General features: G+C 56.8%; 27 protein-coding genes. 9 read left to right on the plus strand and 18 right to left on the minus strand.

The features are described 5' to 3' along the window. Positions 1-5: 5 nt before the first annotated feature. Genes ACRRSD_RS25590 through ACRRSD_RS25635 form a run of 10 tightly spaced genes read right to left on the minus strand, consistent with a single transcriptional unit; the run spans position 6 to position 11,003 of the window. Positions 6-1,142, minus strand: coding sequence for a glycosyltransferase (locus ACRRSD_RS25590; protein WP_435036048.1), 1,137 nt, complete (start codon positions 1,140-1,142; stop codon positions 6-8). Further along, on the minus strand, positions 1,135-2,103 hold the full coding sequence (locus ACRRSD_RS25595) for a glycosyltransferase (RefSeq protein ID WP_435036050.1): 969 nt from the start codon (positions 2,101-2,103) through the stop codon (positions 1,135-1,137). The genes ACRRSD_RS25590 and ACRRSD_RS25595 overlap by 8 nt, the downstream gene beginning before the upstream one ends. Further along, positions 2,100-3,467 carry an O-antigen ligase family protein gene (locus ACRRSD_RS25600; protein WP_435036051.1) on the minus strand — a complete coding sequence of 456 codons (1,368 nt, stop codon included), beginning with the start codon at positions 3,465-3,467 and terminating at the stop codon, positions 2,100-2,102. The genes ACRRSD_RS25595 and ACRRSD_RS25600 overlap by 4 nt, the downstream gene beginning before the upstream one ends. Then, positions 3,464-4,555: a glycosyltransferase family 4 protein gene (locus ACRRSD_RS25605; RefSeq protein ID WP_435036053.1), complete on the minus strand. Its 1,092-nt coding sequence runs from the start codon at positions 4,553-4,555 to the stop codon at positions 3,464-3,466. The genes ACRRSD_RS25600 and ACRRSD_RS25605 overlap by 4 nt, the downstream gene beginning before the upstream one ends. After that, positions 4,552-6,141: a GumC family protein gene (locus ACRRSD_RS25610; protein WP_127926683.1), complete on the minus strand. Its 1,590-nt coding sequence runs from the start codon at positions 6,139-6,141 to the stop codon at positions 4,552-4,554. The genes ACRRSD_RS25605 and ACRRSD_RS25610 overlap by 4 nt, the downstream gene beginning before the upstream one ends. A 16-nt stretch (positions 6,142-6,157) precedes the next feature. After that, positions 6,158-7,180 carry a polysaccharide biosynthesis/export family protein gene (locus tag ACRRSD_RS25615; RefSeq protein WP_038369600.1) on the minus strand — a complete coding sequence of 341 codons (1,023 nt, stop codon included), beginning with the start codon at positions 7,178-7,180 and terminating at the stop codon, positions 6,158-6,160. Between the two features lie 21 nt (positions 7,181-7,201). Next, a complete protein-coding gene (locus ACRRSD_RS25620; RefSeq protein WP_435036056.1) occupies positions 7,202-7,849 on the minus strand; it encodes a CpsD/CapB family tyrosine-protein kinase in 648 nt (215 codons plus the stop codon). Continuing rightward, the gene (locus tag ACRRSD_RS25625) at positions 7,849-8,595 is read right to left on the minus strand and encodes a sugar transferase (protein ID WP_137217212.1); all 747 of its coding nucleotides are present in this window, start codon (positions 8,593-8,595) and stop codon (positions 7,849-7,851) included. The genes ACRRSD_RS25620 and ACRRSD_RS25625 overlap by 1 nt, the downstream gene beginning before the upstream one ends. Before the next feature lie 18 nt (positions 8,596-8,613). Beyond that, positions 8,614-9,651 (minus strand): NAD-dependent epimerase, encoded by a 1,038-nt coding sequence (locus ACRRSD_RS25630; RefSeq protein WP_435036058.1) that lies wholly within the window; start codon positions 9,649-9,651, stop codon positions 8,614-8,616. After that, positions 9,648-11,003 (minus strand): UDP-glucose dehydrogenase family protein, encoded by a 1,356-nt coding sequence (locus ACRRSD_RS25635; protein WP_435036060.1) that lies wholly within the window; start codon positions 11,001-11,003, stop codon positions 9,648-9,650. Before ACRRSD_RS25635 ends, ACRRSD_RS25630 begins: the two co-directional genes overlap by 4 nt. A 387-nt stretch (positions 11,004-11,390) precedes the next feature. On the opposite strand from ACRRSD_RS25635, the gene ACRRSD_RS25640 reads away from it, so the two are divergent. The 7 genes from ACRRSD_RS25640 (at position 11,391) to ACRRSD_RS25670 (ending at position 18,732) form a co-directional block, all read left to right on the plus strand. Next, on the plus strand, positions 11,391-13,088 hold the full coding sequence (locus ACRRSD_RS25640) for a sulfatase-like hydrolase/transferase (protein WP_435036062.1): 1,698 nt from the start codon (positions 11,391-11,393) through the stop codon (positions 13,086-13,088). A gap of 174 nt (positions 13,089-13,262) precedes the next feature. Beyond that, positions 13,263-13,916 (plus strand): ABC transporter ATP-binding protein, encoded by a 654-nt coding sequence (locus ACRRSD_RS25645; protein WP_435036064.1) that lies wholly within the window; start codon positions 13,263-13,265, stop codon positions 13,914-13,916. Further along, a complete protein-coding gene (locus ACRRSD_RS25650; RefSeq protein WP_435036065.1) occupies positions 13,913-16,384 on the plus strand; it encodes an FtsX-like permease family protein in 2,472 nt (823 codons plus the stop codon). Before ACRRSD_RS25645 ends, ACRRSD_RS25650 begins: the two co-directional genes overlap by 4 nt. Next, positions 16,374-17,441, plus strand: a complete 1,068-nt coding sequence (locus ACRRSD_RS25655) for a lipocalin-like domain-containing protein (RefSeq protein WP_435036067.1) — start codon at positions 16,374-16,376, stop codon at positions 17,439-17,441. Before ACRRSD_RS25650 ends, ACRRSD_RS25655 begins: the two co-directional genes overlap by 11 nt. Positions 17,442-17,608: 167 nt before the next feature. Then, a complete protein-coding gene (locus ACRRSD_RS25660; RefSeq protein ID WP_435036069.1) occupies positions 17,609-17,851 on the plus strand; it encodes a hypothetical protein in 243 nt (80 codons plus the stop codon). A gap of 11 nt (positions 17,852-17,862) precedes the next feature. Continuing rightward, on the plus strand, positions 17,863-18,060 hold the full coding sequence (locus ACRRSD_RS25665) for a hypothetical protein (RefSeq protein WP_435036070.1): 198 nt from the start codon (positions 17,863-17,865) through the stop codon (positions 18,058-18,060). Positions 18,061-18,147: 87 nt separating this feature from the next. Beyond that, entirely contained in the window at positions 18,148-18,732 is a 585-nt protein-coding gene (locus ACRRSD_RS25670) for a hypothetical protein (RefSeq protein WP_435036072.1), read from the plus strand. 340 nt (positions 18,733-19,072) lie between these two features. Here ACRRSD_RS25670 and ACRRSD_RS25675 read toward each other — a convergent pair whose 3' ends face one another. After that, positions 19,073-19,876 (minus strand): glycosyltransferase family 2 protein, encoded by an 804-nt coding sequence (locus ACRRSD_RS25675; protein ID WP_435036074.1) that lies wholly within the window; start codon positions 19,874-19,876, stop codon positions 19,073-19,075. A 227-nt stretch (positions 19,877-20,103) separates the two neighbouring features. Between ACRRSD_RS25675 and ACRRSD_RS25680 the strand changes: the two genes are divergently transcribed. Together ACRRSD_RS25680 and ACRRSD_RS25685 are read left to right on the plus strand one after the other, a co-directional pair. Then, entirely contained in the window at positions 20,104-20,922 is an 819-nt protein-coding gene (locus ACRRSD_RS25680) for a VanW family protein (RefSeq protein ID WP_435036076.1), read from the plus strand. Positions 20,923-20,974: 52 nt separating this feature from the next. Then, positions 20,975-21,949: a tetratricopeptide repeat protein gene (locus tag ACRRSD_RS25685; protein ID WP_150774479.1), complete on the plus strand. Its 975-nt coding sequence runs from the start codon at positions 20,975-20,977 to the stop codon at positions 21,947-21,949. Between the two features lie 70 nt (positions 21,950-22,019). On the opposite strand, the gene ACRRSD_RS25690 is transcribed toward ACRRSD_RS25685, so the two are convergent. The 7 genes from ACRRSD_RS25690 to ACRRSD_RS25720 all read right to left on the minus strand — a co-directional run bounded on the left by ACRRSD_RS25690 (position 22,020) and on the right by ACRRSD_RS25720 (position 26,372). Further along, complete coding sequence (locus ACRRSD_RS25690; protein WP_435036078.1) at positions 22,020-23,045, minus strand: hypothetical protein; 1,026 nt, start codon at positions 23,043-23,045, stop codon at positions 22,020-22,022. A 124-nt stretch (positions 23,046-23,169) separates the two neighbouring features. Continuing rightward, the gene (locus tag ACRRSD_RS25695; protein ID WP_435036080.1) at positions 23,170-23,544 is read right to left on the minus strand and encodes a hypothetical protein; all 375 of its coding nucleotides are present in this window, start codon (positions 23,542-23,544) and stop codon (positions 23,170-23,172) included. A gap of 242 nt (positions 23,545-23,786) precedes the next feature. Next, positions 23,787-24,131, minus strand: a complete 345-nt coding sequence (locus tag ACRRSD_RS25700; protein ID WP_128614901.1) for a hypothetical protein — start codon at positions 24,129-24,131, stop codon at positions 23,787-23,789. Between the two features lie 410 nt (positions 24,132-24,541). Continuing rightward, positions 24,542-24,832 carry a hypothetical protein gene (locus ACRRSD_RS25705; RefSeq protein ID WP_150650776.1) on the minus strand — a complete coding sequence of 97 codons (291 nt, stop codon included), beginning with the start codon at positions 24,830-24,832 and terminating at the stop codon, positions 24,542-24,544. After that, positions 24,832-25,074 (minus strand): HYD1 signature containing ADP-ribosyltransferase family protein, encoded by a 243-nt coding sequence (locus tag ACRRSD_RS25710; protein WP_435038542.1) that lies wholly within the window; start codon positions 25,072-25,074, stop codon positions 24,832-24,834. The genes ACRRSD_RS25705 and ACRRSD_RS25710 overlap by 1 nt, the downstream gene beginning before the upstream one ends. Positions 25,075-25,188: 114 nt before the next feature. Further along, positions 25,189-25,830 (minus strand): hypothetical protein, encoded by a 642-nt coding sequence (locus ACRRSD_RS25715; RefSeq protein WP_435036082.1) that lies wholly within the window; start codon positions 25,828-25,830, stop codon positions 25,189-25,191. 128 nt (positions 25,831-25,958) lie between these two features. After that, positions 25,959-26,372: a hypothetical protein gene (locus ACRRSD_RS25720; RefSeq protein WP_435036084.1), complete on the minus strand. Its 414-nt coding sequence runs from the start codon at positions 26,370-26,372 to the stop codon at positions 25,959-25,961. Positions 26,373-26,446 lie beyond the last annotated feature (74 nt).

The following is a 26,446-nucleotide window of genomic DNA, read 5'->3' on the forward strand; positions in this document are numbered from 1 at the left end:
TCCTCTCAACGATTCTGGTCAGGATTCCACTGTGCGTAGCGTTGCCCGCGCAGGAACTGCCACAGACCTACGCTCATGCCGGCCAGCGTCACCAGCAGGAATGCTGCGAGGCGGAACGGTTTGGGCAAACGGTGTTGCGAATCCAGCAGGCCGGCGATGGCAACCGCGTAACCGAGCAATTGCGCAACCAGGCTCAGGCGATAGAAACCGTGTTCGTTCCACAGCCAGAAATTGCTCAGCAGCAGCGGCAGCAAGAGAATCGGCGCGAGGCGGCGGATCAGTTTGTGGCTGATCAGGGCGATGGAATACAGGCCGTACTTGAATGGGTTCAGCAGGGCGCTGCGTTGCGCCAGGCTTTGCAGGCCGCCGACGGTGACCCGCTGGCGGCGGCGCCACTGCTTGCCCGCTTCGTCGACGCCCTGGTCGATCACCTGCGCCTGGGGTACGTAAACGATGCGTTTGTGCGCGACCGGCGCGCAGGTACTGATAAAGAAGTCGTCGTTGACCTCGGCCGGTACGTTCTGGAACAGCTCGCGGCGCAAGGCGAGCAGGGCGCCGTCGGCGGAGACCATGCAGCCGGTGCGATTCTCGACCCGGCGCAACCAGCCTTCGTAATGCCGATAGAGGCTGTCGCCAATACTCAGGCCACCACCGGTGACCGGGATCACCATGTGCCCGGCGCAGGCACCGACCTGCGGATCGCTCAACGGTGCGAGCAAATGGCCGAGGGTGTCGCGCGACCATTGGTTGTCGGCGTCGGTGAACACCAGAATGTCGCCGCTGCTCACGGCGACGCCGGCGTTCAGCGTGGCGGCTTTGCCCTGGCGCGGCAGGTCGAGCACGGTGATGCGCGGATCGATCACTTTGCGCGCGCAGGCCACGGTGTCATCGCTTGAACCGTCGCTGGCGAGAATGATCTGCAGCGTCGCCGGTTGATAATCCTGGGCCAGCAGGGTGCGCAACTTGTGCTCGATGTGCCGCGCCTCGTTGTGCGCGGCGATGACGATGCTGACGTTCAGCGGCGGCGCCGGCGCGTGCCGCCAGGCCGGGAACAGCGGCGCCAGCAAGGTCAGCAGCAGCGGATAGCCGATGTAGGCGTACGCCGGCAGCACAAGGCACAGGCAAAAAATGAATTCAGCCACGGGCGGGCCTCCTGGCGTTCCAATGACACAGACTGAGAATAAGTGCCGCGCTGGGCAGGTGCAGGCGTAACCAGTGCAGACCCCACAGTTGCAAGGTGAGGCGAGCATTGTGGTGCTTGATACTCTGCCGCACGCTGAGCATCAGACTCGGCAGCAGGGTCAGCACCAGCAGGATCACCGCGAGCTGCGCGAGGCCGGCGAGCAAGGCAACGATCAGTAGAAAATCCGTCATCCAGACCAGCAACGACAGCAGCGGAAAACGTAGCAGGCGCAGGCTCATGCCATGGGTGCGCAGCAACTGCAGGTGGCTGCCCTGGCGCCACAGCTCCTTGCCCATCCACTCGCGCCAGTTCATTTCGTAGCCCCAATGCAGGGCGATGCTGTTACTGGTCGACAGCAGCCGAGCGCCCTGTGTGCTCAGACGCAAGGTGTATTCCTTGTCTTCGCCGGTGCGCAGGGTTTCGTTGAATCCGCCGACGACGTCAAACCAGCGTTTGCGCATCAACAGGTTGGCGCTGGGCAGCCAGTCCACGGTGCGACTGGCGTGCGCTGATGGACGCAACATGCGCCGTTGCCAGGCGGTCGCGTACCACGGCGCGGCGGCGGGGGTGTGCAGGTCCAGGCCAAAAATGTCGCCCTGATTCTGCGCTTCGAGAGCGAACAACTCGCTCAGCCAGTCTTCGGGCATTTCGATATCGGCATCAATGAACGCCAGCCATTCACCGCTGGCAACCGTTGCGCCACGATTGCGCAAGGCGCCGATCAGCAGGCCGGGCAGCACCAGCACCTGAGCGCCGAATGCGCGGGCGATCTGTGGCCCGTCATCAGTGGAGCCGTTGTCGACGACAATCAGTTCACAGTCGATGTCGGCGGCGTTCGCAGCTTTGCGAGCGGCCAGGAGGGTGCGGCCGATGTGCCGTGCCTCGTTGTACATCGGAATGACGACGCTGATCCGGCTCATGCTCTGGCCTCCGTCAGCGGCGCTTGTTCGGCTTTCAGGCGCAGCACCCAGGTCAGTGCAAGCATGATCCACAGGTATTTCAGGTTCGGCGCGCTGAGAAACATCAGAAACAACGTCAACGACAGAAAACTCATTCCCAGATGGGTGATCAGGTCGGCGTGCTGCCACTCGCGCCGTTGCAGCCATTCGCGTCGTGCGCGGATCAGGTTGTAGAAACCCTGCACGAGCATGCCGACAAACAGCAGGCCGGCGGGAATCCCCAACTCGCTGAAAATCTCCAGATAAGTGTTATGCGCCCGGCGATACAGGTCGCCGATCTTGCGGTTGGCCGAGAATGCCTTGGCATAACCGGTGGTCGCATAGTGCAACGGGAAGGTCCCGGGGCCCGAGCCGAGCAGCGGATGCTCGCGGATGATCTGGCTGCCGACGACAATGTACGAGGCGCGACGGCCGAGGGATTCATCCTGAGCCTTGGCCCCGGCGCTCAAGATACTCAGCGACTGAATGCGCGCCAGATAACCGGCAGGCATCGCATAGATCGCCAATGGCAGCACGATGGCGGCGCCGAGCATGGCGAATCCGAAATGCCGCGGACGGATGCGGTTGAGGTGCTGGCGGTAATGCCAGACCCCGATCGCCAGACTCAAGGCCAGTACCACCAGCCCTGAGCGCGACTCCGTTTTGGTCATGCCGCCGAGCAGCAAAAGGCAGCAGCCCGCCCAGAACAAACGCTGCAGCAGGTTCGGGCTGCGAATCACCAGCAGCAGGCCCAGCGGCACGGCGAAGGCGATCAGCAGAGCAAAGGCATTCGGGTCTTCGAGCAGGCCGGCGGCGCGGCCCTTGTCCTGGAATCTGCTGGAAAACATCGCCATCGCGCAGGTCGCGCTGACGCTGAGCGTGACCAGCCGGGCGAACAGATCGAGGTTCAGCTCGCGGCCGATCAACAAGGTGATCACGAACAGAATCAGGCCCACGCTCAGTTCACGCAAATGACTCTGTGACATGCCCATGTTGTCGGTGGCGAGCAGACTCAGCAGGTACAGCGCCATGAAGCCGATCAGGTAGCGCCACAGATTACTGCGCAGGCGCTGCGATGGAATCTGATGCAATGCCAGTTGCAACGCCAGGATCAGCGCCAGCGAAGCACCGAGCAATTTGCTCCCGGAAAACATGCTGTCCTTGAAGAACCCTTCAAACGGCACCAGCGCGGCAATACCAAGCAGGCCCCACGACGGTTTGCGGTACAGCACCGTGAAACCCAGCAGCCCCAGCACTGCCCCCGGCGCCAGATACGGATAAGGGCTGACCAGCAAAGCCATGCAGACCAGTGCCAGCAGGCTGACGATCGAGAGCGGGAAAATCATGCGCGTGCCTCCCGTGCCGTGTGGATGTACAGCTGCGACCAGCGTTCAGCCAAAGCCTTGAGGTCGTAGCGTTCCTGTTGTGTGCGTCTGGCGTTGTCGCGTAGTTGTGCGGCCAGCTGCGGTTCGGCCAGCAATGTGTCGAGCTGACGGGCGAGGGCGGCGGTATCGGTCGGTGCGGCGAGCAGGCCGTTGTGGCGATCCTGCAAGACATCGGGAATGCCACCGACGGCGAACGCCACCACCGGCACACCGGCCTGCATCGCTTCGAGCAGAATCATCGGCGTGCCCTCGGTGCGCGAGCTGATCACCAGCGCATCGAGTCGCTGCCACCAGCCTTGCATCGCCGTCTGATAGCCCGGCAAGCGAATCCGCTGTTGCAAACCGGCAGCGTCGATACGCGCCTGCAAGGCCTCACGTTCCGGACCGTCACCGAGCATCACGGCGTCCAGTTGCGGATGCTGGTGACACAACGCAATCAGCGCATCGAGAAACAGATCCGGGCCTTTCTCGCTGCTCAACCGGCCGACGTAACCGACCAGCCAGCGTTGTCGTTCCAGTGCCGGCGGCAGCGCTGGCGCCGCTGGCAAACCGTTGGCAATCACCTGCAACTTCTCTGCACGGACGCCGGCCTGACGGTGCAACACAGCGATGCTTTGCGCGACGCAGACCACCCGTTTCACTGAGGCCGTGCGGCACAGTTGCAGGCTTAGCCAGGTGTAGAACTTCTGCTTGCGACTGCGCGGGGTGAAACCGTGCTGAGTGACCACCAGCGGCAGGCTCGACACAGTGGCGCCGACCCAGCCGAACAGTAGCCCTTTGAAGTTGTGTGTGTTGAGCAACGGCTTGTCACCACGGCGCTGATGCAAATGCCTCAGCAGCCCGCCGAGCCCGGCACAGGCGCGAGCGTCCACCCCGGCCTCGCGAAAGCGCTCGATCAGCTCGGCTGGCGCGTCGAGGAACAGCACCTGGTGCTGCCCCGGCGTCGCCAGGCAATGATCCAGCAACATCCGCTCGGCTCCGTAGAAGCCGCCGCTGCTGAGCAAATGAATGATCGGCAGGGCGACGCACGGGGTGGACGCCGCGTTCAATTGCGCACCCAGTGAACCAGGCTCGGCACGGTCCAGTTCTTGTGCGGATTACCCGGCTGCGACGTTTCTTCGTTGAGCACCAACAGCACCGGCAGGCCCAGTTCATGACTGATTTGCGCAGGATGCTTGAAGCGATGATCGAAGAACTCACGTACATAGACGAAGGCGATGGCCAGCAGCAGACCGGTGAGCAGACCAAACGGAATGATCAGCATCGGCTTGGGAAACGCCGCCTCGGTCGGTTCATACGGCGGACTCAGGACACGGGCGTTGGACAAGTCGTTATCCAGCGCGCGGGTCGTGCTGCTTTCGGCAAAGCGTTGCGCATAGGTTGAAAACGCTGCGTGCAATGCGCCGATTTCAGTGTCCATCTGGCGCAGCTTGCTTTGGGTTTGCTGCAATTGATGGATGCGATTCTTGAACTCGGCAATGCGCGCGGTTTTCTGCTCGATGACCTGGCTGACCACCGACAGGTCGATCGTGCGTTCCTGGATGCGGTTGTTGACCACTTTGAGGAACTGCTGGCGTGTGCGGGCAATTTGCTCGCGGGCCAGCAACATCGGTTCGCTGCTGGGCTGAAATATCGCCAGGTCATTCATATAGCGGCTGACCTGAGTGGTCAGCGCCTCGCCCATCTGCCGGATTTCGCGGTCTTCGAACGCGATGTTGTCCACCGTCGTGGTGAAGGTGAACGGAAAGGTGTAGTCGTTAAGCTTGTTGGTGTTGGCGGTGGCCAGGCTGGTTTTCAGGTAATCGAGCCAGCGCTGGCTTTGCAGCAAGCGGTCGCGATACAGGTTGAGTGCCTGCTCTTCGGTGTTGATCGCGTTGAGGCGAAAGGTGATTTCCTCTTTCGGATCGGACGAACCGACGCTTTCCAGCAGGCTCAGGCGCGCGCCTTCCAGACCATCGAGGCGGACCTGATACTGATGCTTCTTGGTCTCGTAGAACGATTGCGGCAGCTCGATCGATTGCAACGCCTGACGATCGACCAGATAGTTGCGCAGCAGCGTGGCAACGAACGTCGTGCCCTGGGCGGGATCAGGGAAGCTGTAGACGATCGAAATGACATTGGACCCCGGCAGGGTTTCGATCTTCAGATTGTCGATGGCCTCCTGGGTCAAGCCATCCAGCACCGTGTCGCGCACCGGATCGGTTTCCATGCTCAGTGCATCACGCAGCGGATTGATTACATATTCGCGCAGTGGCGTGCTGACGTAACGCTTGAACGGTTCGGCCAGTTTGCTGAGCATCCCCGGCGGCGGGTTGTACTGACCCTGATCGCGCAGTTCGCTGATGGTCTGACGAATCAGCGCCGGCGAACGGAGAATATTGCTTTCGGTTTCCATGTCCGCCAGCGATGGCGGAATGAAGGTGGCGTTGTCCTGGGTCAGCGAGGTGGTCGCATCGCCCTGGGAGAGTTTTTTCGACTGCACGATCACCTGCGCGGTGATATCGAAGCTCTGTTTGAGCAACAGCGGCAGCAACAGCGCGATCACTGCAAAGATCAGGAAGATGCGCTTCACCAGTTGCTTGTTGGCGAAGAAAATCCTGAAGAACTCGTGCAGGTAATTTTCTTTTGGGTTCATGTCGTTCACCTGAGAGTCAGTTGTCACTGCCTTTGTTGTCGACGCGGTAGCCGAAGCTGAAACCCACGCCCTGGAACAGCACCACGTCGGCCAGTTGGCGGGCGAGTTCGCCGGCGCTGGCCAGTTTGGTTTTTGGCACGTAGAGCATGTCGTCCGGTTGCAGGTAGGCGATCTGTGGGGCATCGCCCGACAGTGCTTTCTCCACGTCGTAGTTCATGGCCTGCACCTGATTGCCGTTGCGCCGCATGATCACTACCGAATCGAGACGCGCCTTGACATTGGTACCGCGCGCCAGGGTCAGCGCCTCAAGCACCGACACTGGCCGGCGGATCGGGTACGAGCCCGGCTGAGCGACTTCGCCGAGCACGTAGATCTCGTTGCCGGCGGTGGATTTCAGCAGCACATCCACAGTCATCCGTCCTGGCAGTTGCGCGTATTTGCTGTTGAGGAAGGTTTCCAGTTGATTGACGGTCATGCCTTGCAGCGGCACGGCGCCGATTTCCGGAAAACTCGCATAACCATCGGTGCCGACGGTGATTTCGCGGCTCATGCCGGTGGCCGGGTGGTTCAGCGCGCTTTTGAGGTTTTGCTCGTTGCTCAGCGGGCTCAGAATCTGCACCGAGAGCTGATTGCGGTTGGGCTGGAACAGTTGCTTGCGTTGATAGGCGCGCTGGATTTCCTGCCGCGCCTCGTCGCTGGTCAGTCCGGCGATTTTCACTGAGGTGTTGGCGCCCGGCAGTTCGATGGTGCCGTCAGGCAGCACCAGTTGCGTGCCGTTGAGCTGACTGGCGGCGGTGAAGTTCAGGCCGATCTGGTCACCCGACTGCACGCGGTAAGCGTCCGAGCCACTGGTGCTGATGTGGAAAATCACATCCAGCACGTCTTTCGGGCGCAGGGTCTGCTCGACCCTCGGCATGTCGGTGGCTTGCGCATTGGCCGGTGTGGCGGTGAGGATATTCACCGGCATGTTGCGGGTGTCGGAATTGCTGGAGCAGCCTGCAAGCGGCAGCAACAGCAGGACAAGCATTTTGGCGTTCATGGCGTCATCCTTTGCGTTTGCTTACAGGTTTTTGTAAAGCCATTTGGGCATGTAGTACTTGCGCCGGTTGAACACGCTACCGACCACCTTTGCCCCGGCCTGAGTCAGGCGTTGCACGGCGGCCTGGGCGACTTCCCAGCGGGTATCTTCGGCGCGTACGACAAGCACCACGCCATCGACTTGCGTGCTGATCACCAGCGTGTCGGCGTCGGAGTACACCGCGTCGCCGTCGATCACCACAAAGCGGTACTGGCTGCCCAATTGATCAAGCAACGGGCTCAGACGCTCGGCGGTCAGGTGCTCCAGGGTGCGGATCGGCCGGCCGTTGGGCAGCACGTGGAATGGCAGGCTCGAGACCTGCACTACGCAGTCCTGCAACAGCGGCGGTTTGTCGGGGTTGAACAGCAAGTCGCGCAGGCCGCGCTCCTTGCTCAGGTTCAACTGCTGGGTGAGATTGCTCGCCGACTGACTGGCATCGACCAGCAGCACTTGGCCGCTGCTCATTTGTGCCAGTTGGCCGGCCAGCGCCAGCGCACTGGTGGTGGTGCCTGAGCCGGGGTTGGCGGCGGTCAGGAACAGGATCCGCAGATCGAGATCCAGCACGGTCGAGGTCAGGTTCGATTCGCTGGGGGTGGCGATGCTCAGGCTTTTGTTGGTTGAACCGTCCATTAGCTTGCTCCGTGGCCGCTGAATACTTTGAAGGGGGTTTTCAACAGAATCTTCAGATCAAGCAGAAGGCTCTGCTCGGCGATGTAGCTGAGGTCCAACTCAACGCGCTGGTCGAAGTCGATATTGCTGCGTCCGGAGATCTGCCACAGGCCGGTCATGCCGGGGTAGATCGCCAGACGCGCGAGGTGATTGTCCTTGTAGCGATAGGCGTTGAACGAGGTCGGACGCGGGCCGACCAGGCGCATGTCGCCGGTCACTACATTGATCAGGTTGGGCAGCTCATCAAGACTGGTGCGCCGCAGGAAACCGCCGATGCGGGTGATACGCGGGTCGTGGTCGATTTTGAAATCGATCGCGTCGGCACCGTGCTTGTTGAGGTGGCGCAGCGATTCTTTCAAGTCTTCGGCGTTGGCCACCATCGTGCGGAATTTGTACATGCCGAATTTGCGCCCGCGATAACCGGTGCGTTTCTGCACGAACATCACCGGGCCTTCGCTGGTGAATTTGATGGTCAGCGCCAGGCCGATCAACAACGGCGAAATCAGCAACAGAATCAGTAAGGCGCCGAGGCAGGCGACCACGCGATTGGTGCGTGACAGTTGCCATGGCCGACCGCCGTCGCGACCGGTGAACCAGCCGCGACCCTGGCGATGAATCGCCGCGTCGAGACGCATTCGGTGCTCGGGATCCACGCGCTTGTCGCGGCGCATTTCTAGGATCGGTACACCTTTCTCATGTCCAGTCATGGAGTCCTCCACATGAATTCAGCCGCGTACGGCGCGTGGGCGATAGGCAGTGGGGTAGTAGTCGCGGAACCAGGCGATAAAGCGCCCGAGTCCCTCATCCAGCTCTATCCGGGGCTGAAATCCGGTGGCCTGGGCCAGATCGCTGGCCTCGGCGCAAGTGTTGAGCACGTCGCCCGGTTGCAGCGGCAGCAACTCGACAATGGCCTTCTGGCCAAGGTGTTTTTCCATCAGCGCCAGATAGGTTTTCAGCTCGACCGGGTGCTGCCCGCCGATATTGAACAGGCGCCACGGCGCCATGCTGCTGGCCGGGTCGGGCTGCTCGCGATCCCACTGCGGATTGACCTGCGGTGGCTGCTCGATAAGGCGGGCGATGCTTTCGATGATGTCGTCGATGTAGGTGAAATCGCGCTGGTGCTCGCCGTAGTTGAACAGCTTCAGCGGCGTGCCTTCGCTGATCGCCCGGGCGAACTGGATCGGCGACATGTCTGGCCGGCCCCATGGCCCGTACACGGTGAAAAAACGCAGGCCGGTGCAGGGAATGCCGAACAGATGGCTGTAACTGTGCGCCATCAGTTCATTGGCTTTCTTCGTTGCGGCGTACAGCGACAGCGGGTGATTGACGCCGTCCTGCACCGAGTAAGGTGTGTGCTGGTTGGCGCCGTAGACTGAGCTCGACGAGGCGTAAATCAGGTGCTCGACCGGGTGATGCCGGCAGCTTTCCAGAATATTCAGGAACCCGTTGAGGTTGCTGTCCAGATACGCCCGTGGATTTTCCAGCGAGTAGCGCACCCCGGCTTGCGCGCCAAGGTGAACCACCACTTGCGGACGTTCGCGGACGAACAGCGCTTCGATGGCCGAGGCATCGGCCAGGTCAACCGTATCGAGCTGGAAATCACCGGCCTGCTCGCGCACCCACTGCACGCGGTCGTGCTTGAGTTGCGGGTCGTAGTAGGCGTTGAAATTGTCCAGACCGACCACCGAGTGCCCGTCGCGCAGCAACCGCAGCACGCAATGGGCACCAATGAAACCGGCCGCACCGGTGACCAGGATCTTCATGGCCGCAGCCCTTCATCAGGGGCAATGTGGCGCAGGCCGATGCCGCTGTAATGCAGGCCGGCGGCCGCCACCTGTTCCGGGTTGTACAAATTGCGTCCGTCGATGATTACCTTCGAGCGCAGCTTTTCGGCGAGCAACTCGAAATCGACCACACGGAAGTTTTTCCACTCGGTGCAGATCACCAGCGCATCGGCGTCTTCAAGGGTGTCGTCGCGGGTCGCACACAGGTGCAGATCGTTGCGGTAGCCGTAGAGGCGCCGGCATTCGGACATGGCTTCCGGGTCGTAGGCCTGCACACTGGCACCCTCTGCCCACAGCGCATCCATCAGATAACGGCTCGGTGCTTCGCGCATGTCATCGGTGTTCGGTTTGAACGCCAGACCCCACACAGCAATCGATTTACCCGCCAGACCTTGCGGGAACTGTGCTTTGAGTTTGCTGAAGAGGATGTGCCGCTGCAGGTCGTTGACGTCGGTGACGCTGCGCAGCAGTTTCAGCGGCATGCCGTTGTGTTCGGCGGTGTGCAGCAGGGCGCGCAAGTCTTTGGGAAAGCACGAGCCACCGAAGCCGCAGCCCGGATAGATGAAATGGTAGCCAATGCGCGGGTCGGAGCCGATGCCTTTGCGCACCGCTTCGATGTCGGCGCCAAGCAGTTCGGTGAGATTGGCCAACTCGTTCATGAAGCTGATGCGCGTGGCGAGCATGGCGTTGGCGGCGTACTTGGTCAGCTCGGCGCTGCGATTGTCCATGAACATCAGTTTTTCGCGGTTGCGGCAGAACGGCGCGTACAACTCGCTCATCTGCTCGCGGGCGGCGTCGTCGCCGGTACCGACGATGATCCGGTCCGGGCGCATGCAGTCGGCGAGGGCGCTGCCTTCCTTGAGGAATTCCGGGTTGGACACCACCCGCACTTGCAGATGAGCCTTGCCGCGGCGCAGCAGTTCGCTGGTGGCGGTGGCAAGCACCTGATCCGCCGTGCCGACCGGCACCGTGGATTTGATGATCAATGTGCGATCGGCTTCCATGTGCGAGGCGATTTGGCGGGCAACGTTGAGTACGTGACTGAGGTCGGCAGAGCCATCCTCGTCGGCCGGGGTGCCGACGGCGATGAAGATCAGCTCGGCATGCTCGACCGCGTCGCTGGCCTGAGTACTGAACAGCAGACGGCCGGCCTTGATGTTTTCTTCGAGCGTGCTGGATAAACCGGGCTCACTGATTGGCGGCACCGCTTGTTGCAGTTGTTTAATTTTGTTTGGGTCAATGTCCACGCATAAAACGCGATGACCGACATCTGCAAGTGCGGCGGCTTGTATAAGTCCGACATAGCCAGTGCCAAATACGCTCACGTCCATCTGCGCACCTCAATAACACCAAAAGTTAACTACGGAATGAGATTGTTAAAGGGGTATAGCGCAGCGTTTGAAAAGCGTGTCAGCAAAATGACATGTTGCATCGGTATAACACTTGAGTGTTTTTTGGCGATTGGCCATCAAGTCATTGCTGCGATTGAATTTGTTGCTTTTGTGCAGATTTGTTCAGATTTTAAATAAGCGATAAACGGTCGTAAGCCGCTAATTTAAAGGCTTATAGCGTCTTGGCTGTGTCAGATTTGAGTCACCGTTTTTTTGACGCTTTCTACAAAAAACAGTCAATTCTTGCGCTTTGATGGCCGGGTGCTAGTGTCAGGTTCTGACTGACAAACCTTTGACTCCCTGCCGTTTTGCCCGATCGGTATCGCCATGTTCAGATATGCCAAAGAAATGTTCTTAATTGTTTATTTGTTGATTTATTCCGAATATTACATTGATCGGTTAAATGCTATCGGCCTCAGTTTTGCTGTACTTCTTTTTGGCGCGATGTTTTTGGCGCTTACTTTTGCGTTATATCTAATGGCGTATATAAGGCAGACTCTCATTCGCCACGTGTTCGCATTGGCAATGTTTGTCTCGGCAGTATTTTTCGATGTCTATACCCGGGTCACAGCGGATTACCTGACCTACAGCGGTTTCGTCTCAATGGTTTACTCCGGCGGTTTCATCCAGGAGGCGGCGTACCAGTACCGGGACGCGATCCTGCGTGGCGTGCTCAGCGGTTTGCTGTTGCTGTTCGGCATCGGCCTGAAACCCCGCCACGGGCTGGCGATTCCCAACGCTTTGCGTGTGGCGGCGCCACTGTGTGGTGTGCTGCTGCTCAGTGCCGTGCTGTTTTTGCGTGCGGGTGAGGGTGCTCGCGGTTTGCCGATCATGTACACGCCGCTGGCCTATCTGAACCTGTTTGCTTATGAAGCGCTGCACAACACGGTTGGCCCGCGTGAACCGGTAACGCTGGCGCGTACCTCGCAAGCGGTTGGGCATGACATCGTGCTGATCATCGACGAAAGCATCTCCGGCAATTATCTGGACATCAACGCGCCGTTCGGTGTGCACAGCAATCTCAAACAGGCGCGTCCCGGCGTCGATATCTTCAATTACGGCTACGCGGCGTCGATCGCCAATTGCAGCGCCGACACCAACGTGACCCTGCGTTACGGCGGCACCCGTGCCGACTACATGCGCATCAACACTACGTTGCCGTCGATCTGGCAGTACGCGAAGAAGGCTGGGCTGCGCACCGTCTACATCGACGCCCAACGCACCGCCGGCAATCTGCAGAATCTGATGACCGATACTGAGAAGAAGGACATCGATCAGTTCGTGCAATTCGACCAGACCAGCGTGCGCGATCGCGATATGGCGGCAGCGGCGAAGCTGATCGAATTGCTCAACGACGACAAGTCAGAGCTGGTGGTGATCAACAAGGTCGGCGCGCACTTTCCGGTGCATGACAAATACCCGGATGCGTTCATGGCCTACCGCCCGACCTTGCCGCGCGGGCAATTCACCGAGGTGGCCGATACCGGCGAGCGCAACGGTTTCAACGGTCAACCGGATGATTGGGTGCTGTACCGCAATGCCTACAAGAACACCGTGTTGTGGAATGTCGGCGAGTTTTTTGCGCGGGTCTTCGCTCAGGGCAATCTGAACAATGCGTTGCTGATCTATACGTCTGATCATGGCCAGGATTTGCACGAGCGCGGTAATCCGGGGCTGAACACTCACTGCGGTGGCGATCCGGTGGAGGAGGAAGGGCTGGTGCCGTTGGTGGTGATTTCCGGCAGCGAGTTGAAGACGCTGGACTGGTCGGCGCAACTGGCGGCGAACAAGGATCGTTCCAGTCACTACAACATCTTTCCGACCCTGCTGCAGTTGATGGGCTACGACCTGGCGGGGATCGAGGCTGTTTATGGCAAGCCACTGAGTGTCGCGACGGCGGATGAATTTACGTTCAACTACCGCTTCAACGCGCGGTTGGGGGCCAAGCCTGAGTGGAAGCACATTGATCTGGGCAGCATTGTCACGCCGTCGCAGTCGCCGGCGAGTGTGGCTGTCGGGCAGTAAGTTCTGAGTTGGCTGGGCTGACGCTTTCGCGAGCAGGCTCGCTCCCACATTTGGAACGCGCTCTAACTGTGGGAGTGAGCCTGCTCGCGAAGGGGGCGGCCAATTCAACGCTGAGTTCAAGTCTGTCATCGCCATCCGCTATCCTTGCCCCACACTGACCGATCAGGTGGCGGCATGCTTCGTGTTGAAAACGTCTTCAAAAGCTATCTCACCCCGCAAGGCCCATTGCCGGTGCTGCAAGGCATCGACCTGACGCTCGAATCCGGCGGCAGCCTAGCGCTGATGGGCGAATCCGGCAGTGGCAAAAGCACCTTGCTGCACTTGGTGGCCGGTCTCGACAAAGTTGATAGCGGCAGCATTCGCAGTGGCGAGCATCGGCTGGAAAACATGAACGAAGCGCAACTGGCGAACTGGCGGCGCACAGAAATCGGTCTGGTGTTCCAGCAGTTCAACCTGATCGGTAGCTTGCGCGTCGAAGACAACCTGGCTTTTCAGGCGCGTCTGGCCGGGCGCCATGAGCCGCGTTGGCAGGCGCATCTGGTGCAGCGTCTGGGGCTCGGCGATTTGCTCAAGCGCTATCCCGAGCAGCTTTCCGGTGGTCAGCAGCAGCGGGTGGCGTTGGGCCGGGCATTGGCGTCGCAGCCGAAATTACTGCTGGCCGATGAGCCCACCGGTAGCCTCGATGAGGCGACCAGTGATGAAGTGCTGCGCCTGTTGCTGGAGTTGCTCGACGACACACCGACCACGTTGTTGATGGTCACCCACAGCCAACGGGTCGCGGCCCGTTTAGCCCAGCGGGTGGTGTTGTCCAACGGGCGGCTGACGTGAACGTTTTCCGTCAGACCCTGCGTGCGCTGCTCAGCCATTGGCGGCGCCATCCGGTGCAGTTTTTCAGTGTGCTGACCGGGTTGTGGCTGGCGACCAGTCTATTGACCGGTGTTGAAGCGCTGAACAGTCAGGCGCGCGACAGTTACGCGCGGGCCAGCCAATTGATCGGCGGCGAACCGCAGGCCAGTCTCAGCACGCCGAACGGTGCGACTTTTGCGCAGCAATGGTTCGTTGATCTGCGTCGGCAGGGCTGGCCGGTGTCGCCGCTGTTGCAGGGCCGCTTGACTCTCAAGGGCCAGGAAAATCAGCGGCTGCAATTGATGGGCATCGAACCGGTGTCGCTGCCGGCTGATTCTGCGGTGGCCGGGCAGGCGATGCCGATCGAACGGATCGTCGAGTTTTTCACGCCACCGGGCACTACGTGGATCTCTCCGGAAACCTTGCAGGCGTTAGGGTTACGTGAGGGCGCCACGCCGCAGACGACCAATGGGCTGCGTATGCCGCCGCTGCTGGCGCAAAAGGACATGGCGCCGGGTGTGTTGCTGGTGGATATCGGCGTCGCGCAAAACCTGCTCGAGCAGCCTGGCCAACTCTCGCGTCTGTTGCTGCCGAAGGATTTTCACGGTGAATTGCCAGCCTTATTCAAAGGTCAGTTGCAGCTCAAAAGCAGCGGCGAAGAAAACAACCTGGCGCGTCTGACCGAGAGTTTTCACCTCAATCTTGATGCCTTGGGATTTCTTTCCTTTCTGGTCGGATTGTTCATCGTCCACGCCGCTATCGGCCTCGCACTGGAGCAACGGCGCGGCTTGTTGCGCACGCTGCGCGCCTGCGGGGTCAGCGCGCGGATGTTGATCTTGTGCTTGATCGTTGAGCTGGGTGTGCTGGCGCTGATCGGCGGGCTGTTCGGCGTGATCAGCGGCTATTGGCTGGCGAGTGTCTTGCTGCCGGATGTCGCCGCCAGCTTGCGCGGTTTGTACGGCGCGGAAGTGGCGGGGCAGTTGCGCCTCAGTCCCTGGTGGTGGTTCAGTGGCATCGGCTTGAGCCTGCTCGGCGCCTTGCTCGCCGGGGCCAACAGTCTGCTGCGCGCGGCACGCTTGCCGTTGCTGGCGGTGGCCGATCCGCAAGCCTGGCATCAGCAATATGCGCGCTGGTTGCGCCGACAAGGTTGGCTGGCGGCGGTATTGGGCTTGATTGCGTTGGCGGCGTTGATCTGGGGCGACAGTCTGGCCAGCGGTTTTGTCCTGATGGCCGGATTGCTGATCGGCGCCGCATTAGCGCTGCCGGTGTTGCTCAGCGCGCTGTTGAATCAGTTGCTCGGACGCAGTCGCTCGGTGCTCGGTCAATGGTTTCTCGCCGACTGCCGTCAGCAATTGCCAGCGCTGAGTCTGGCGCTGATGGCGTTGCTTCTGGCGCTCGCCGCCAACATAGGTGCGGGCAGCATGACCGCCGGTTTTCGCCAGACCTTTGATGACTGGCTCGAACAACGCTTGAGCGCCGAGCTGTATATCAACCCGAGCAATCCGGCGCAGTCGCGGGAAATGTACAGCTGGCTCAAGCAGCAGCCGAATATCGCGGCGATTCTGCCCAACTGGCAGGTCGCGGTGACGTTGCAAGGCTGGCCGGCGGAGGTGTTCGGCATCATCGATCACGCGCATTATCGCCAGCACTGGCCGTTGCTCGATGTCAGTGGCAGCGACCCGTGGGCGCATCTGGCTACCGACGATGCGGTGATGCTCAGCGAACAACTGGCGCGTCGGCTGAAGGTGCGGGCGGGTGATCGACTGACGATTCCTGCGCCGAATGGTGCGTGGTCGCCGCGCATCGTCGGCATCTACGCCGACTACGGCAATCCCAAGGGGCACTTGCTGGTCAACATCAACCACCTGCTGCGCGGCTGGCCGCAACTGACGCCGAACCGTTTCAATCTGCGTATCGAGCCGCAGCACATTGCGGCGTTGTTGAATGGCTTGCAGGCGCGCTTTCAACTGGATGACAGCCGCATCGTTGATCAGGCGCGGCTCAAGGGCTGGTCGGTGCAGGTTTTCGAACGCACCTTTGCGGCGACGGCGGCGTTGAACAGCCTGACCCTGGCGGTGGCGGGTGTGGCGCTGTTCATCAGCCTGCTGACCCAGAGTCAAAGTCGCCTCGGCCAACTTGCACCGCTATGGGCGTTGGGCGTGACGCGACGGCAACTGATGCTGCTCAATCTCGGTCAGACCTGGCTGCTGGCGGTACTGACTCTGGTGTTGGCGTTGCCGCTGGGAATCGCGCTGGCGTGGTGTCTGGACGCGGTGATCAACGTGCAAGCGTTTGGCTGGCGGCTGCCGTTGCGGGTGTTTCCGTGGCAATTGCTGCAACTGATGGGGTTGGCGTTGCTGGCGACGTTGCTGGCGTCGGCATGGCCGCTGTATTCGCTGTACCGCACGCAACCGGCGGATCTGCTGAGGACGTTTGCCCATGAGGATTAACTTCATTGTGCTCATGGTTTTGTTGCTGCTCGGCGGTTGCGATCAATCGGCGCCGGAGCAAAAGGGCTTCGCCGGGATGGGCGATCAGGCGTTGGCGTTTACGCCGGTGGTGCCGGGGCGAGTGTTCAGTTTTCCGGCGGATCACGCTGCGCATGACGGGTTTCGTATCGAGTGGTGGTACGTCACCGCCAATCTCAAGGATCAGCAGGGCAATGAATTCGGTGTGCAGTGGACGCTGTTTCGCAGCGCTTTGAAACCTGTGGCGGAGCAGGCCGGGTGGGCTGATCAGACGATCTGGCTGGGGCATGCGGCGGTAACTTCCAGCACGGTGCACCACGCCGCCGAACGTTACGCCCGAGGTGGAGTAGGGCAGGCCGGTGTGCGGCTGGCGCCGTTCGAGGCGTGGATTGATGATTGGCGGTTTGCCAGTCAGGCGCAGGATCCCATGAGCGATTTACAACTCAGCGCTCGCGACAAGGATTTCGCCTATCAACTGCACCTGACTTCCAGCCGCCCGCTGGTGTTGCAGGGCGACAGGGGTTTCAGCCAGAAATCCGAAGAAGGTCAGGCGTCGTATTACTACAGTCAGCCGTTTTTTCAGGCCAGCGGCACGTTGCAGATCGACGGTCAGAGCTACACCGTCAGCGGCCCCGCATGGCTCGATCGCGAATGGAGCAGCCAGCCACTGACCGCCAATCAAACCGGTTGGGACTGGTTTTCCCTGCATCTGGACAGCGGCGAACACGTGATGCTGTACCGCATGCGCCAGAAAGAGGGCGCGCCGTATCTCACCGGCACGTGGATAGCCGCCGATGGCCAGACGCAAACCCTGCGCCGTTCGCAGATCCAGCTCACCCCGCAAGCCACCGCAAAAGTCGCCGGTCGGGCGATGCCGGTGAAATGGTCGATCAGCATCCCCGACAAACGCCTCGACATCACCCTCGGCGCGCTCAACCCGAATGCCTGGATGAACCTGCGCATCCCGTACTGGGAAGGCCCGGTGCACATCAGCGGCAGCCATCCCGGCCGGGGCTATCTGGAAATGACCGGGTACTGAAAGGTATCCGCAAATCCCTGTAGGAGCTGCCGAAGGCTGCGATCTTTTGATCTTGTTTTTTAAAAGCAAAATCAAAAGATCGCAGCCTTCGGCAGCTCCTACAATGGATCGGTTTGAACTTGGGTTGGTGTGTTGTCCTCTACAGAAAAATCTGCCGAGGATTAGCCATGAGCGACGACCTGAAACCCCCAGACCTGAATTCCTGGCAACGCCTATTCGACGACCAGACCTACTGGCAGCAATCCCCCGATGCGCATTACTTCGACCTGCAACGCATCGCCGATGACCTGCTCGGCCAAGGCGCCATCGACCTTGAGCAATGGCAGATCCTGCGTGCCAAAGCCGACGATCTGCACAAGGATTCCCCCGCCATCAATGTCACCCGTGAACTCGACGACCCCGAAGCCTGAGGACTACCCCCATGAAACCGATTACCCAAGGCGAACACCCCGACGAACCCCGTCCAGCGGGCGAAACCGAACGTGACAACGACGCCCTGCGGCCCACCGACCCGAAACAGCGTGAACACAGTGGCAAAGGCACGCCCAGCGGCGAATCCACCGCGCAGGACACCGCCAAACAGCAGACCGCCTCGACACAAACCAAAGCCAAGCCCTGAACAGCGTCTATGCTCAGTGGCACATTCGGCGTCGACTGCACGTTGGCGTCGGGTGCTGCCATATTCATCACAGGGAAAGTATTGCTTATGAAGCTCGACGCACTGGCCAAGGCCATCACCCTCGCAACCGTACTGTCCGCCACCAGCTTCGGCGCTCTGGCTGAAGATATTCCGCTGTCTGCCACTGTTGAAGCAGATGAGGTCACCACCAAAGTGATCTCCGTCGATGCCGCCAACCATCAGGTTGTGCTCGAAGGCGCTGAAGGCAAGCCGGTTCATGTTCAGCTCAGCGACAAGGCGAAAAACCTCGCCAATCTCAAGACCGGCGATCAGGTGAAGATCGAAGTGCAGCGATCCGTCGCCGCTTACCTCGACACCGATGTGGATAAAGGTCTGCCTGGCACCACCGAACGTACCGGTGAGCTGCGTAAGGCCCCGGGCAGCGATAACCCCGGTGGCGAAGCGTACCGTCAGGTTCAGGTGCAACTGAAAATCACCAAAATTGATTTGAAGACCAATCAGGTGACCCTGCAAAACCCGGCGGGCGTATCGAAAGTTCTCGACGTGAAAAAGCCTGAAATTCAAGCCAAGCTGAAAGATCTGAAAGAAGGGCAGAGCGTTATTGTCACTTACACCGATATCTTGAAAGTGACTAGTCAACACGAAAGTTGAGCATTAGCTCTACAGAATGATTGTTCTTGTACAGGTTTATGTATGAGAACAATCATATAAAAGAAACTGTAGGAAGTTTCCCGGTAAATATCGGTGGGCAACACTTTTTAACTTTTCAGTACAAAAATTTCATGTTTAAGCATGAGGACATATCTGCCAACTTCAATTAAAATCCTCCCCGTTCGCCCAGTGTCAGGGCTCTTTACCGGTGCATGGATTGCCAGGCCATTACACTGGGCGAACACCTCTTCGGACTAGTTGTATACAATTTCTGCAAACAAAAAGGGCGACTGTATAGTCGCCCTTTTTGTTTGCAGTGAATTAAACCGAGGTCTGTCCGTCAGGCCTGCTGGCCTTGAAAGCGCTTCAACGTCGCCTGATACATTTTCGTCCTGCGGTGATTTTTCCCGTAGGTGCCTGCAGCGGCGACGGTTCCTGACTGGATGTGGTCCAGATAACTGAAAATCTTGCGCGGCGACAAAAACTTGATGCCATAGCCCAGGCTGCTCATTCGATCTTGCAGCGCATAACCCGGCACCTGCTCATCCATGCAGAAGTGCAAGCCTTGGGACTTCATCAAACGCGCATTCCACAATGTACAGAAACTTTTCAGATGGGTTTCTTTGTAAGGTCTTGGCATTTTCGAGCGTAGGCCCAGACGCACTTTCGCTTTACGAACATAGTGCTTGCAAAAGCGCGAAGTTAGTCGCCACGTATCACGCAAAACTCCTCGATTGAGTTGTTCGACACAACCGACTGCAGCCATGTCCGGAGTTTTCGTGCACTCGCGCATCATCATGGCAAACACCTCCTTGTCGTAGACAAAGGTATCGGTGTGCAACAGAAACAGATAATCGGTGTCGACTTTTTCCAGCGCCAGATCCAGTGCTTTGCCATGCGCAATATGCCCGGCTTCCTTGCCCGGCGAAGGCCGTTCGATCAAGTTGATCCAGTCGAGCGAGCGCAAGTAATCCAGGCTGGCATCGGCCGAATCGTTATCGACCACCCACACCGGAATGCGTTGCTCCTGGACGTGCTCACGCAAAAGCTCGAGGCACATTCTGGTGATGTCCGGGGTTTTGTAATTTACCAAGACAAGGCTGAAATTCGACGCTGGCTGGGTTGGTAAATCAAACGCTTTCATGTCGGAAGGACTCATCTGCGATTCAAAGGCAACAAGGTTTCTTGGCAGCGATCGTAGCGAGGCAACCTTAGTCGAACCTTAATTTGCGAATGGGGTGGCAGGCAGAGTGTGTCGAATTGAGACCGCTGGTCTTATGAAATGCATAGGGTGCAGCCGGTCATTACCGGATAAAATGCGCGCCCCTCTCACGGTTCAAGGAAGAAACGGCGCACGCCGTTGTGTCACGGATGAAACCACTTTCCCTCTACCACCCGGCCTTGTACTGGCTGCGCGTGTGGCAAAAAAGACTGTTCCGCCAGATCGCCTGGCGCTGTTCCAGCAAACGCTACGCACGCCCCGTCGCCATGGCTGAGCGCCTGCCATTTCGCTACCTCAAACACACCTCGAAACTCATCCGCAAACTCGGCGACTCCGACCTCGCCCTGCAACACAACAAAGTCACCAACCTCAAACTCGCCGTCGCCGCCATCGACAGCGTCATCATCGCCCCCGGCGAACACTTCTCCTTCTGCCGCCTGGTCGGCCGCCCGACCTTGAAGCGCGGCTACGTTGAAGGCATGGAACTGTCCTTTGGCGAGGCTCGACGCGGGGTAGGCGGTGGCATCTGCCAACTGAGCAACCTGATTCACTGGATGGCCATTCATTCACCGCTGGTAGTGGTAGAGCGTTCCAACCACAGCTTCGACCCGTTTCCGGATGAAGGGCGGGTACTGCCGTTCGGGTCCGGGGCGGCGATTTTCTATAACTACGTTGATCTGGTGCTGCACAACCCAACGGATCGGAGCTTTCAGCTGAAGTTGAACGTCGGTGAGACACAACTCGAAGGGGAGTTGTTGTGTGATCGGGTGAGGGAATATCGCTATCACGTGTTTCAAGAGGCGCATCGGTTTGTAAGGGAGGGTGCGCGGGTGTATCGGGAGAATGAGATTTGGCGAGAGGTGCGGGAGAAGGGGCAGGTTGGGGAATTGGTCGAGAGGGTTAGGTTGTATCGGAATCGGGTGGTGGTTAAGTACGAAGTTGAAGAACAGATGTTAGAAACGAAGTAGTATTTTTCGCCATATTTTTTGTTGGAATTCTTAAGCCACAAGGAAGTAAAAAATGAGTAACTGTTTCAAAACCGTCGGTGCGGCGGGTGCTGCGTTGTTTTCAATGGTCATCGCTTGCAACACATGGGCACAAGCGCCGCGCGACTTGTATGACGGCATGAAGGCAGGCAAATGCGCACCGAACTCGGAACGTCTGCATGAGCAAGCAGTTGCGGGCGATCTTGACGCGCAGACTCAGTTTGGCAAAGCCATTCAGGAGAACCTCTGCGGGGTGGTTGAGCAATGGTCGCCAGGCATGCCGGAAGTGTGGTTCCGCAAAGCTGCAGAGCAAGGTAATGCTGAAGCGCAAGTCGGACTGGCTGAGGAACTTCGTTGGGATCGAAGCGTTGAGGGTGAAGACGCAGGTGTTTACTGGGATCTGAAAGCTGCGGAGCAGGGGAACGCCAAAGCGCAGTTCAGCTTGGCGCAGCTTTACCACAGAGGTGGTCAATCAATTAAGAATCTGAAGGATATGGACAAGGCATTAGCGTATTACCATCAGTCCGCAGAGGGTGGGTATGCCCTGGCCTACATGCTGCTCGCAAGCATCTATGAAGAAGGCGATGGGGTTGCGCAGGATGATGTAGCTGCGGCGAAGTGGTATCGAAAATACGCTGAGACTGGTGATAAATCAGGGCAGTTTTACTTCGCCAAGATGCTCGCTGCAGGGCGTGGCATAAGCCAGGACGAGGCCCAGGCGTTTAGCTGGTTCGGTAAATCAGCAGCTCAAGGCGATAAATACGCGCAGTTCGAAATGGCGCAAATGCTGGAGCAGGGACGTGGTACGGCGCGGAACGAGCGTGACGCGGCCAAGCTTTACCGCAAGTCAGCGGATGCAGATCTTGGCACGGCGCAACTGGCACTTGGGAAAATGTACGCACAAGGGCGCGGCGGCTTGCCCAAGAGCAAATCCAAGGCCAAATACTGGATACTCAAAGCAATTGACCGCAGTGCCCCGGGAGCTAAAGAAGAGCTGCAAAAGCTTTAATGTGCAAAGGAAGGGTATCTTGATTTGAAAGAGGGCGATCGTGGTATCGCCCTTTTTTTATTTGGATAAATCAGACTTCTTGTCGCCAAGCAGAGAGCGTGATCACTGTGCCTTCGTCTTTTCTATTACTGATTTCAATCTTGTAGGTGCCGCCACCAATATAGCCTTCAACGAGTGCCTTTCTCTGGTTGCCGCTGATTTCGGCATCCTTCGCATGCTGCTGATAGAAGTCGATGACGTCCGCGTACTCTGTAAAAGTCCGGAGAATGACTTCGAATTCATGTTGTGGACGGCCGGCTATTTTGTCCCAATCACCTTCAATCGGCGTGCCCTCCATCCCCGGCGTCGTGAAAACACCGTGGGCGCCAGCACCTATCAGGTGAGCCCGCTGCGGAAGCATCGCCAGCATGGCTTTGGGAAAGTCGGAAGGTAACTGTGCCGCTGTCCACGCTCCCTCTTCCGGTTTGGTTGCAGCGTATTCAACGCTGGCAATTTTCTGCGCGTTGGCTCGGCGTTCCGGGTCATCACTTTCCGCCCATATCGCCATCATCGGAGGCAGTTGTTTACTCCAGCCAATCAAAGATTCGGCATCAGCTTGTTTAGCGCCTTGCGGTTGGAAAATGGTCAGCACGGTTTGCGGGGCATCGTTACAGGTCAAAGCCTCCTCACGCGACTTGACCGTGCAGTGGCCATTGACCAACCCGACAGCGACCAACTGGCCTTTGTCGTTAAGCAACAATGCGCCGCGCTCAAACCCATTGTTGCCATCATCCATGGCAGTAATCATTTTGCTGCCGGCCGGCACACCGTCCGCAAACGTCGACATTTCCGAATCAAGCGCTTCCAGAACTTGCTGCACAATCATTGTGTTGTCGTTGGTGTAGCTACCGGTCTGATAGCCAAAAAAATCGACCAGTGCAGAGCGCACCGCGGGATCCTGATTGAGCTTTGGCGCGCGTTCTGCGGCGGGTTCGTTTGAAAGTAACAGGGCAGTGGTGCCGTCGGGGCGTTGTTCGGAGCGAAGGGACAGTGCAGTCGCATTAAGGGAGAAGGTGAGGGCGAGGAGGATGGAAAATGGGCGATTCAGGCGTTTCAAGGCTACAGTCCTTTGATTGTTCAGTCCGGGGGAGTAGAGGTTAAACAACGAGATTTCTCAGGGGCTGCCTGCGGTTCTCTCATTTTTTCTAAAGCAAATACCAGGCTTGTCGGGATTAAAGTTTTTAGTCCTCGTTGAGCCACTCGGAATTTTGCATCATGGCTTCTTCTAGCCACTTATCGAAGCTAGCGTAGGTGGCGTGAAGTTCCCAGCCCTCTGACGCATAGGCATGAATTATCAATACATGGGGCTGCCCAGAAAAATCCTCTCCATCAAAACAGGCGATGTCATCATTCGCGTTGAATTTGGCGAAGGGGATCAATGTGCGTTTTGGATAAAGCTGTTTGAGTGTTTTGTACCAGTTGTTGATTTTACCTTCGTTGTATACCAGCAGCCACCAAGGTTCGATGTCTGTTTCTGGGTCAGTGGATGCAAAATGGAGGAAGTTTGTAGGGTATGGGTAGGCCGGTAGGCCTTCGATGTTGAGATGGATTTGCATAAGTAATTAATCAGAAAAAACCACGTTTAGAGCGCGGAAAGATTGATGGCAGTTCGGGTAGACCACCTTCAGAAAAAATAAAACGTGGCCTGCTCCCCCTGTTACACTTTTACTATTTCAGTTGGTGACTGAATTTCTCATCCAGCCCTAAGCTTTCATCTTGAATTAAAAAAAAGGGCAGATTTTTATCAGTAGAAAATAAATCTGTCCCTTTGTGATCCCCTTTTTTCTCTATCTGTATTTTATGCTTCGATCATGAATGATTCGATCTGCTTAATGAATTCAATCTTGCTTTTAGTTCTGAATTCGCCGAGAAAAACTTCGGAGTTTTTCACCGGTTTTCCTTTGTGATCATATTCGATTTTTAGGAAATCAATTACAAACTCTCCGTCGGGGTCTCCCTCTGGCTCTACTCTAGAATCGAAGCAGTGCCCACTACTACGCCTTACGCCCCCTAATAGTACTGAGGAGGTGAACCAGTCGTTAGTTTCTGGGGTTAACTCAACCTCAAAAAAGTTGTTGATTGTTATCGTCCAACCGCTTGGTACTCGAATTGGTTGAAGTTCGTACTTAAGCTTGGGTCTCATTTTACATTACCCATGTATTTTTTAACTTGTTCGGGTGAGGCTGGAAAGCTGTGTATGACAGGTTCGCCAGCTTTTGAAAGTTCAATCCTAACCCAGTTTGTTAGCTCGCCATTATTGTAGCCAACGGGGGTTTCTGATCTATAAAACATATATCTTGTGTTGTTAAGAGGCAGGCCACTATAAATAGCGATAAATAGGAGGGTTTCTAGAGGGCAGATTATAGATGCAAAAAAGAAACCGTGGTCTGTCGCCGTTTTCTCGTGGTCTGTCCCCGTCTTACGGAGGCAGCGAAGACTGGGGGAAGATTGAAGAAAGCTCTGCGCGATGAGGTGCATCATCAGCCGCAGAACCTGTAGTGGATTTGTGGGGAACCAACAGGGTTTTTCCCCGATTGCGACCGATTATGGCTTTTAGGGCTTCCAGAATTTAATTTCTTCCAGGTGGCGCTCTATATCATCCATGTCATCATCTCCAAGTGTTGAGTCAAAGTTCTTGCTGATGATTTTCCTTACTTTGGCAAGGCGCTGAGTAACCTTTTCATTATCAATAAAGTCAGTGGTGGCCTTCCGGTAATCTTCGACGGGTTTATCCGCGTAGTAGCTTCCCATTTTGTGTAGTGAAATTAGGATGAACTCGATGTCTGCTAGAACTTCGAGTGCATCCTTTCCATTAAGAACTATCTGTTTGTTTTTTTCTAGCATCATTTCCGCCGGTTGAATGTTGGATTCTCTAGCTTCACATTTCCTTTGATCGTAAGCTCCATTGTGCCGTATCTAGGGTTTTTTACCCATTCAAGTTGAGAGTCCGGCACGTCTGTTTCAATGTAGTCTCTGCCACGTCCTCTGCCAATTTGATACTTATATTCAGCGTCTAGTTGGCTCAATGGCTTTTTGTTGGCAGGTTCCACGTAGACACGATTGTTATCCTGAACTTGGATTGTTATTCAGGGACAGACCACTATAAATAGCGAGGAAGAGGTGAGTTTCTAGAGGGTAGATTATAGATACAAAAAAGAAACCGTGGTCTGTCCCCGTTCACGCCGTTGTCTTGCGTAATGTCAAAGGTTGTTTATTGTTTGGGAGAGTTCGGTGTGTTTAATTTTCTTGATTTTTAGATTTTCAAGTAGTGATGTGATTTTGTTTAGGCTTTCTGCTGGCGCTATAAGTTGTAAGGTTGAATGAGTGTCGCTTTCTAAAAATCGAGCGATAAGCGTCTCTTTGTCAATGGTCATAAAATCAAAAACGCTTTTTGAAGTGACAGCCTTGTCGCCTTTGCTTAGTTTATCCCATAGGAGGTATTTATCTGGTTCGATTTTTTTTAGAACTAGAAAAGTATTTCTGTGTTGTGTTAGTTCGTCTGGCCTAAGTTTGTTTTGAAGAGTGTCGGTCGGGTCTAAGTAAGAGTATATTTTTGTATTTTCATTTTTCTTTATTACTCCATTAGCGCCTAGAGTAGATTCAATGTCCTTGCGTAGACGAATCTCCTGGATTTTTTGATCTTCCAGGGAGTAGCCAACAGTCCGCCACTTTATAGTTGTAGGCCATTCCTGCGCCAGAGAATGGCTGATTTTTTCCCAATTTGACCAAATGTCCTGCAAAGACGCCGAGATAAGTGTAAAACTCACAAAGTCAGGAGAAAGCGTGTACTCGGGTTGCTCGCAAAGCTTAACTCCTGACTCGCATATGTAAAAAGTTCTCATGATTATTCTTTCTTAAAGTAATTAATCAGGGCCGGACCACGTTTAAAGTGCGAAACGGAAAAATATAGCCTGTCTCCTATTGCGCGGAGCTCGCAAGTGAAAAGGTTGCTCATATATCGTTTTTGATCTTATTCTGTATCAATGAGTTTTTTGTATCGGTTGAATATAGTTATGCAGGTTTGATCTTCGTTAACTAGGTTTTCATAAAAGCTGTCGTCTTCAGCCCACTCTTGAAAAACAAATTGAGTTTTGTTTTTATTGTTTTGAGTCTCCTTGGATTTCAAAATCCAGTGAGATGAAAGTTTCTTGTCGGAGATCTCAAAAAAATCCAGGGCAAACGGTTTCGGATATTCGTCATAGGGTTCTGCGCAAATGTAAAGCCAGGGGCTGTTATCCCAAAGCTCAATGCCATAAACTACATATTCTTTTCCGATTTCGATTTCCAGTTCATCGTCGCCAATTGAAATGTAGCGCTTTAGTCTTGATGCTGTTTCTGCCGAGAAGTTTTCGCCTATCTTGTTTGTTTTGCATGTGACTTTCACTTTGTCTCCGGGTGGAACGCTTGGATCGTTACCCCACAGAAAACAAATCTGTCCCTTTTTTTAGTCTTTTTTTT

The sequence above is a fragment of the Pseudomonas neuropathica genome, from assembly GCF_051174785.1.
Lineage (GTDB): Bacteria > Pseudomonadota > Gammaproteobacteria > Pseudomonadales > Pseudomonadaceae > Aquipseudomonas > Aquipseudomonas neuropathica_A.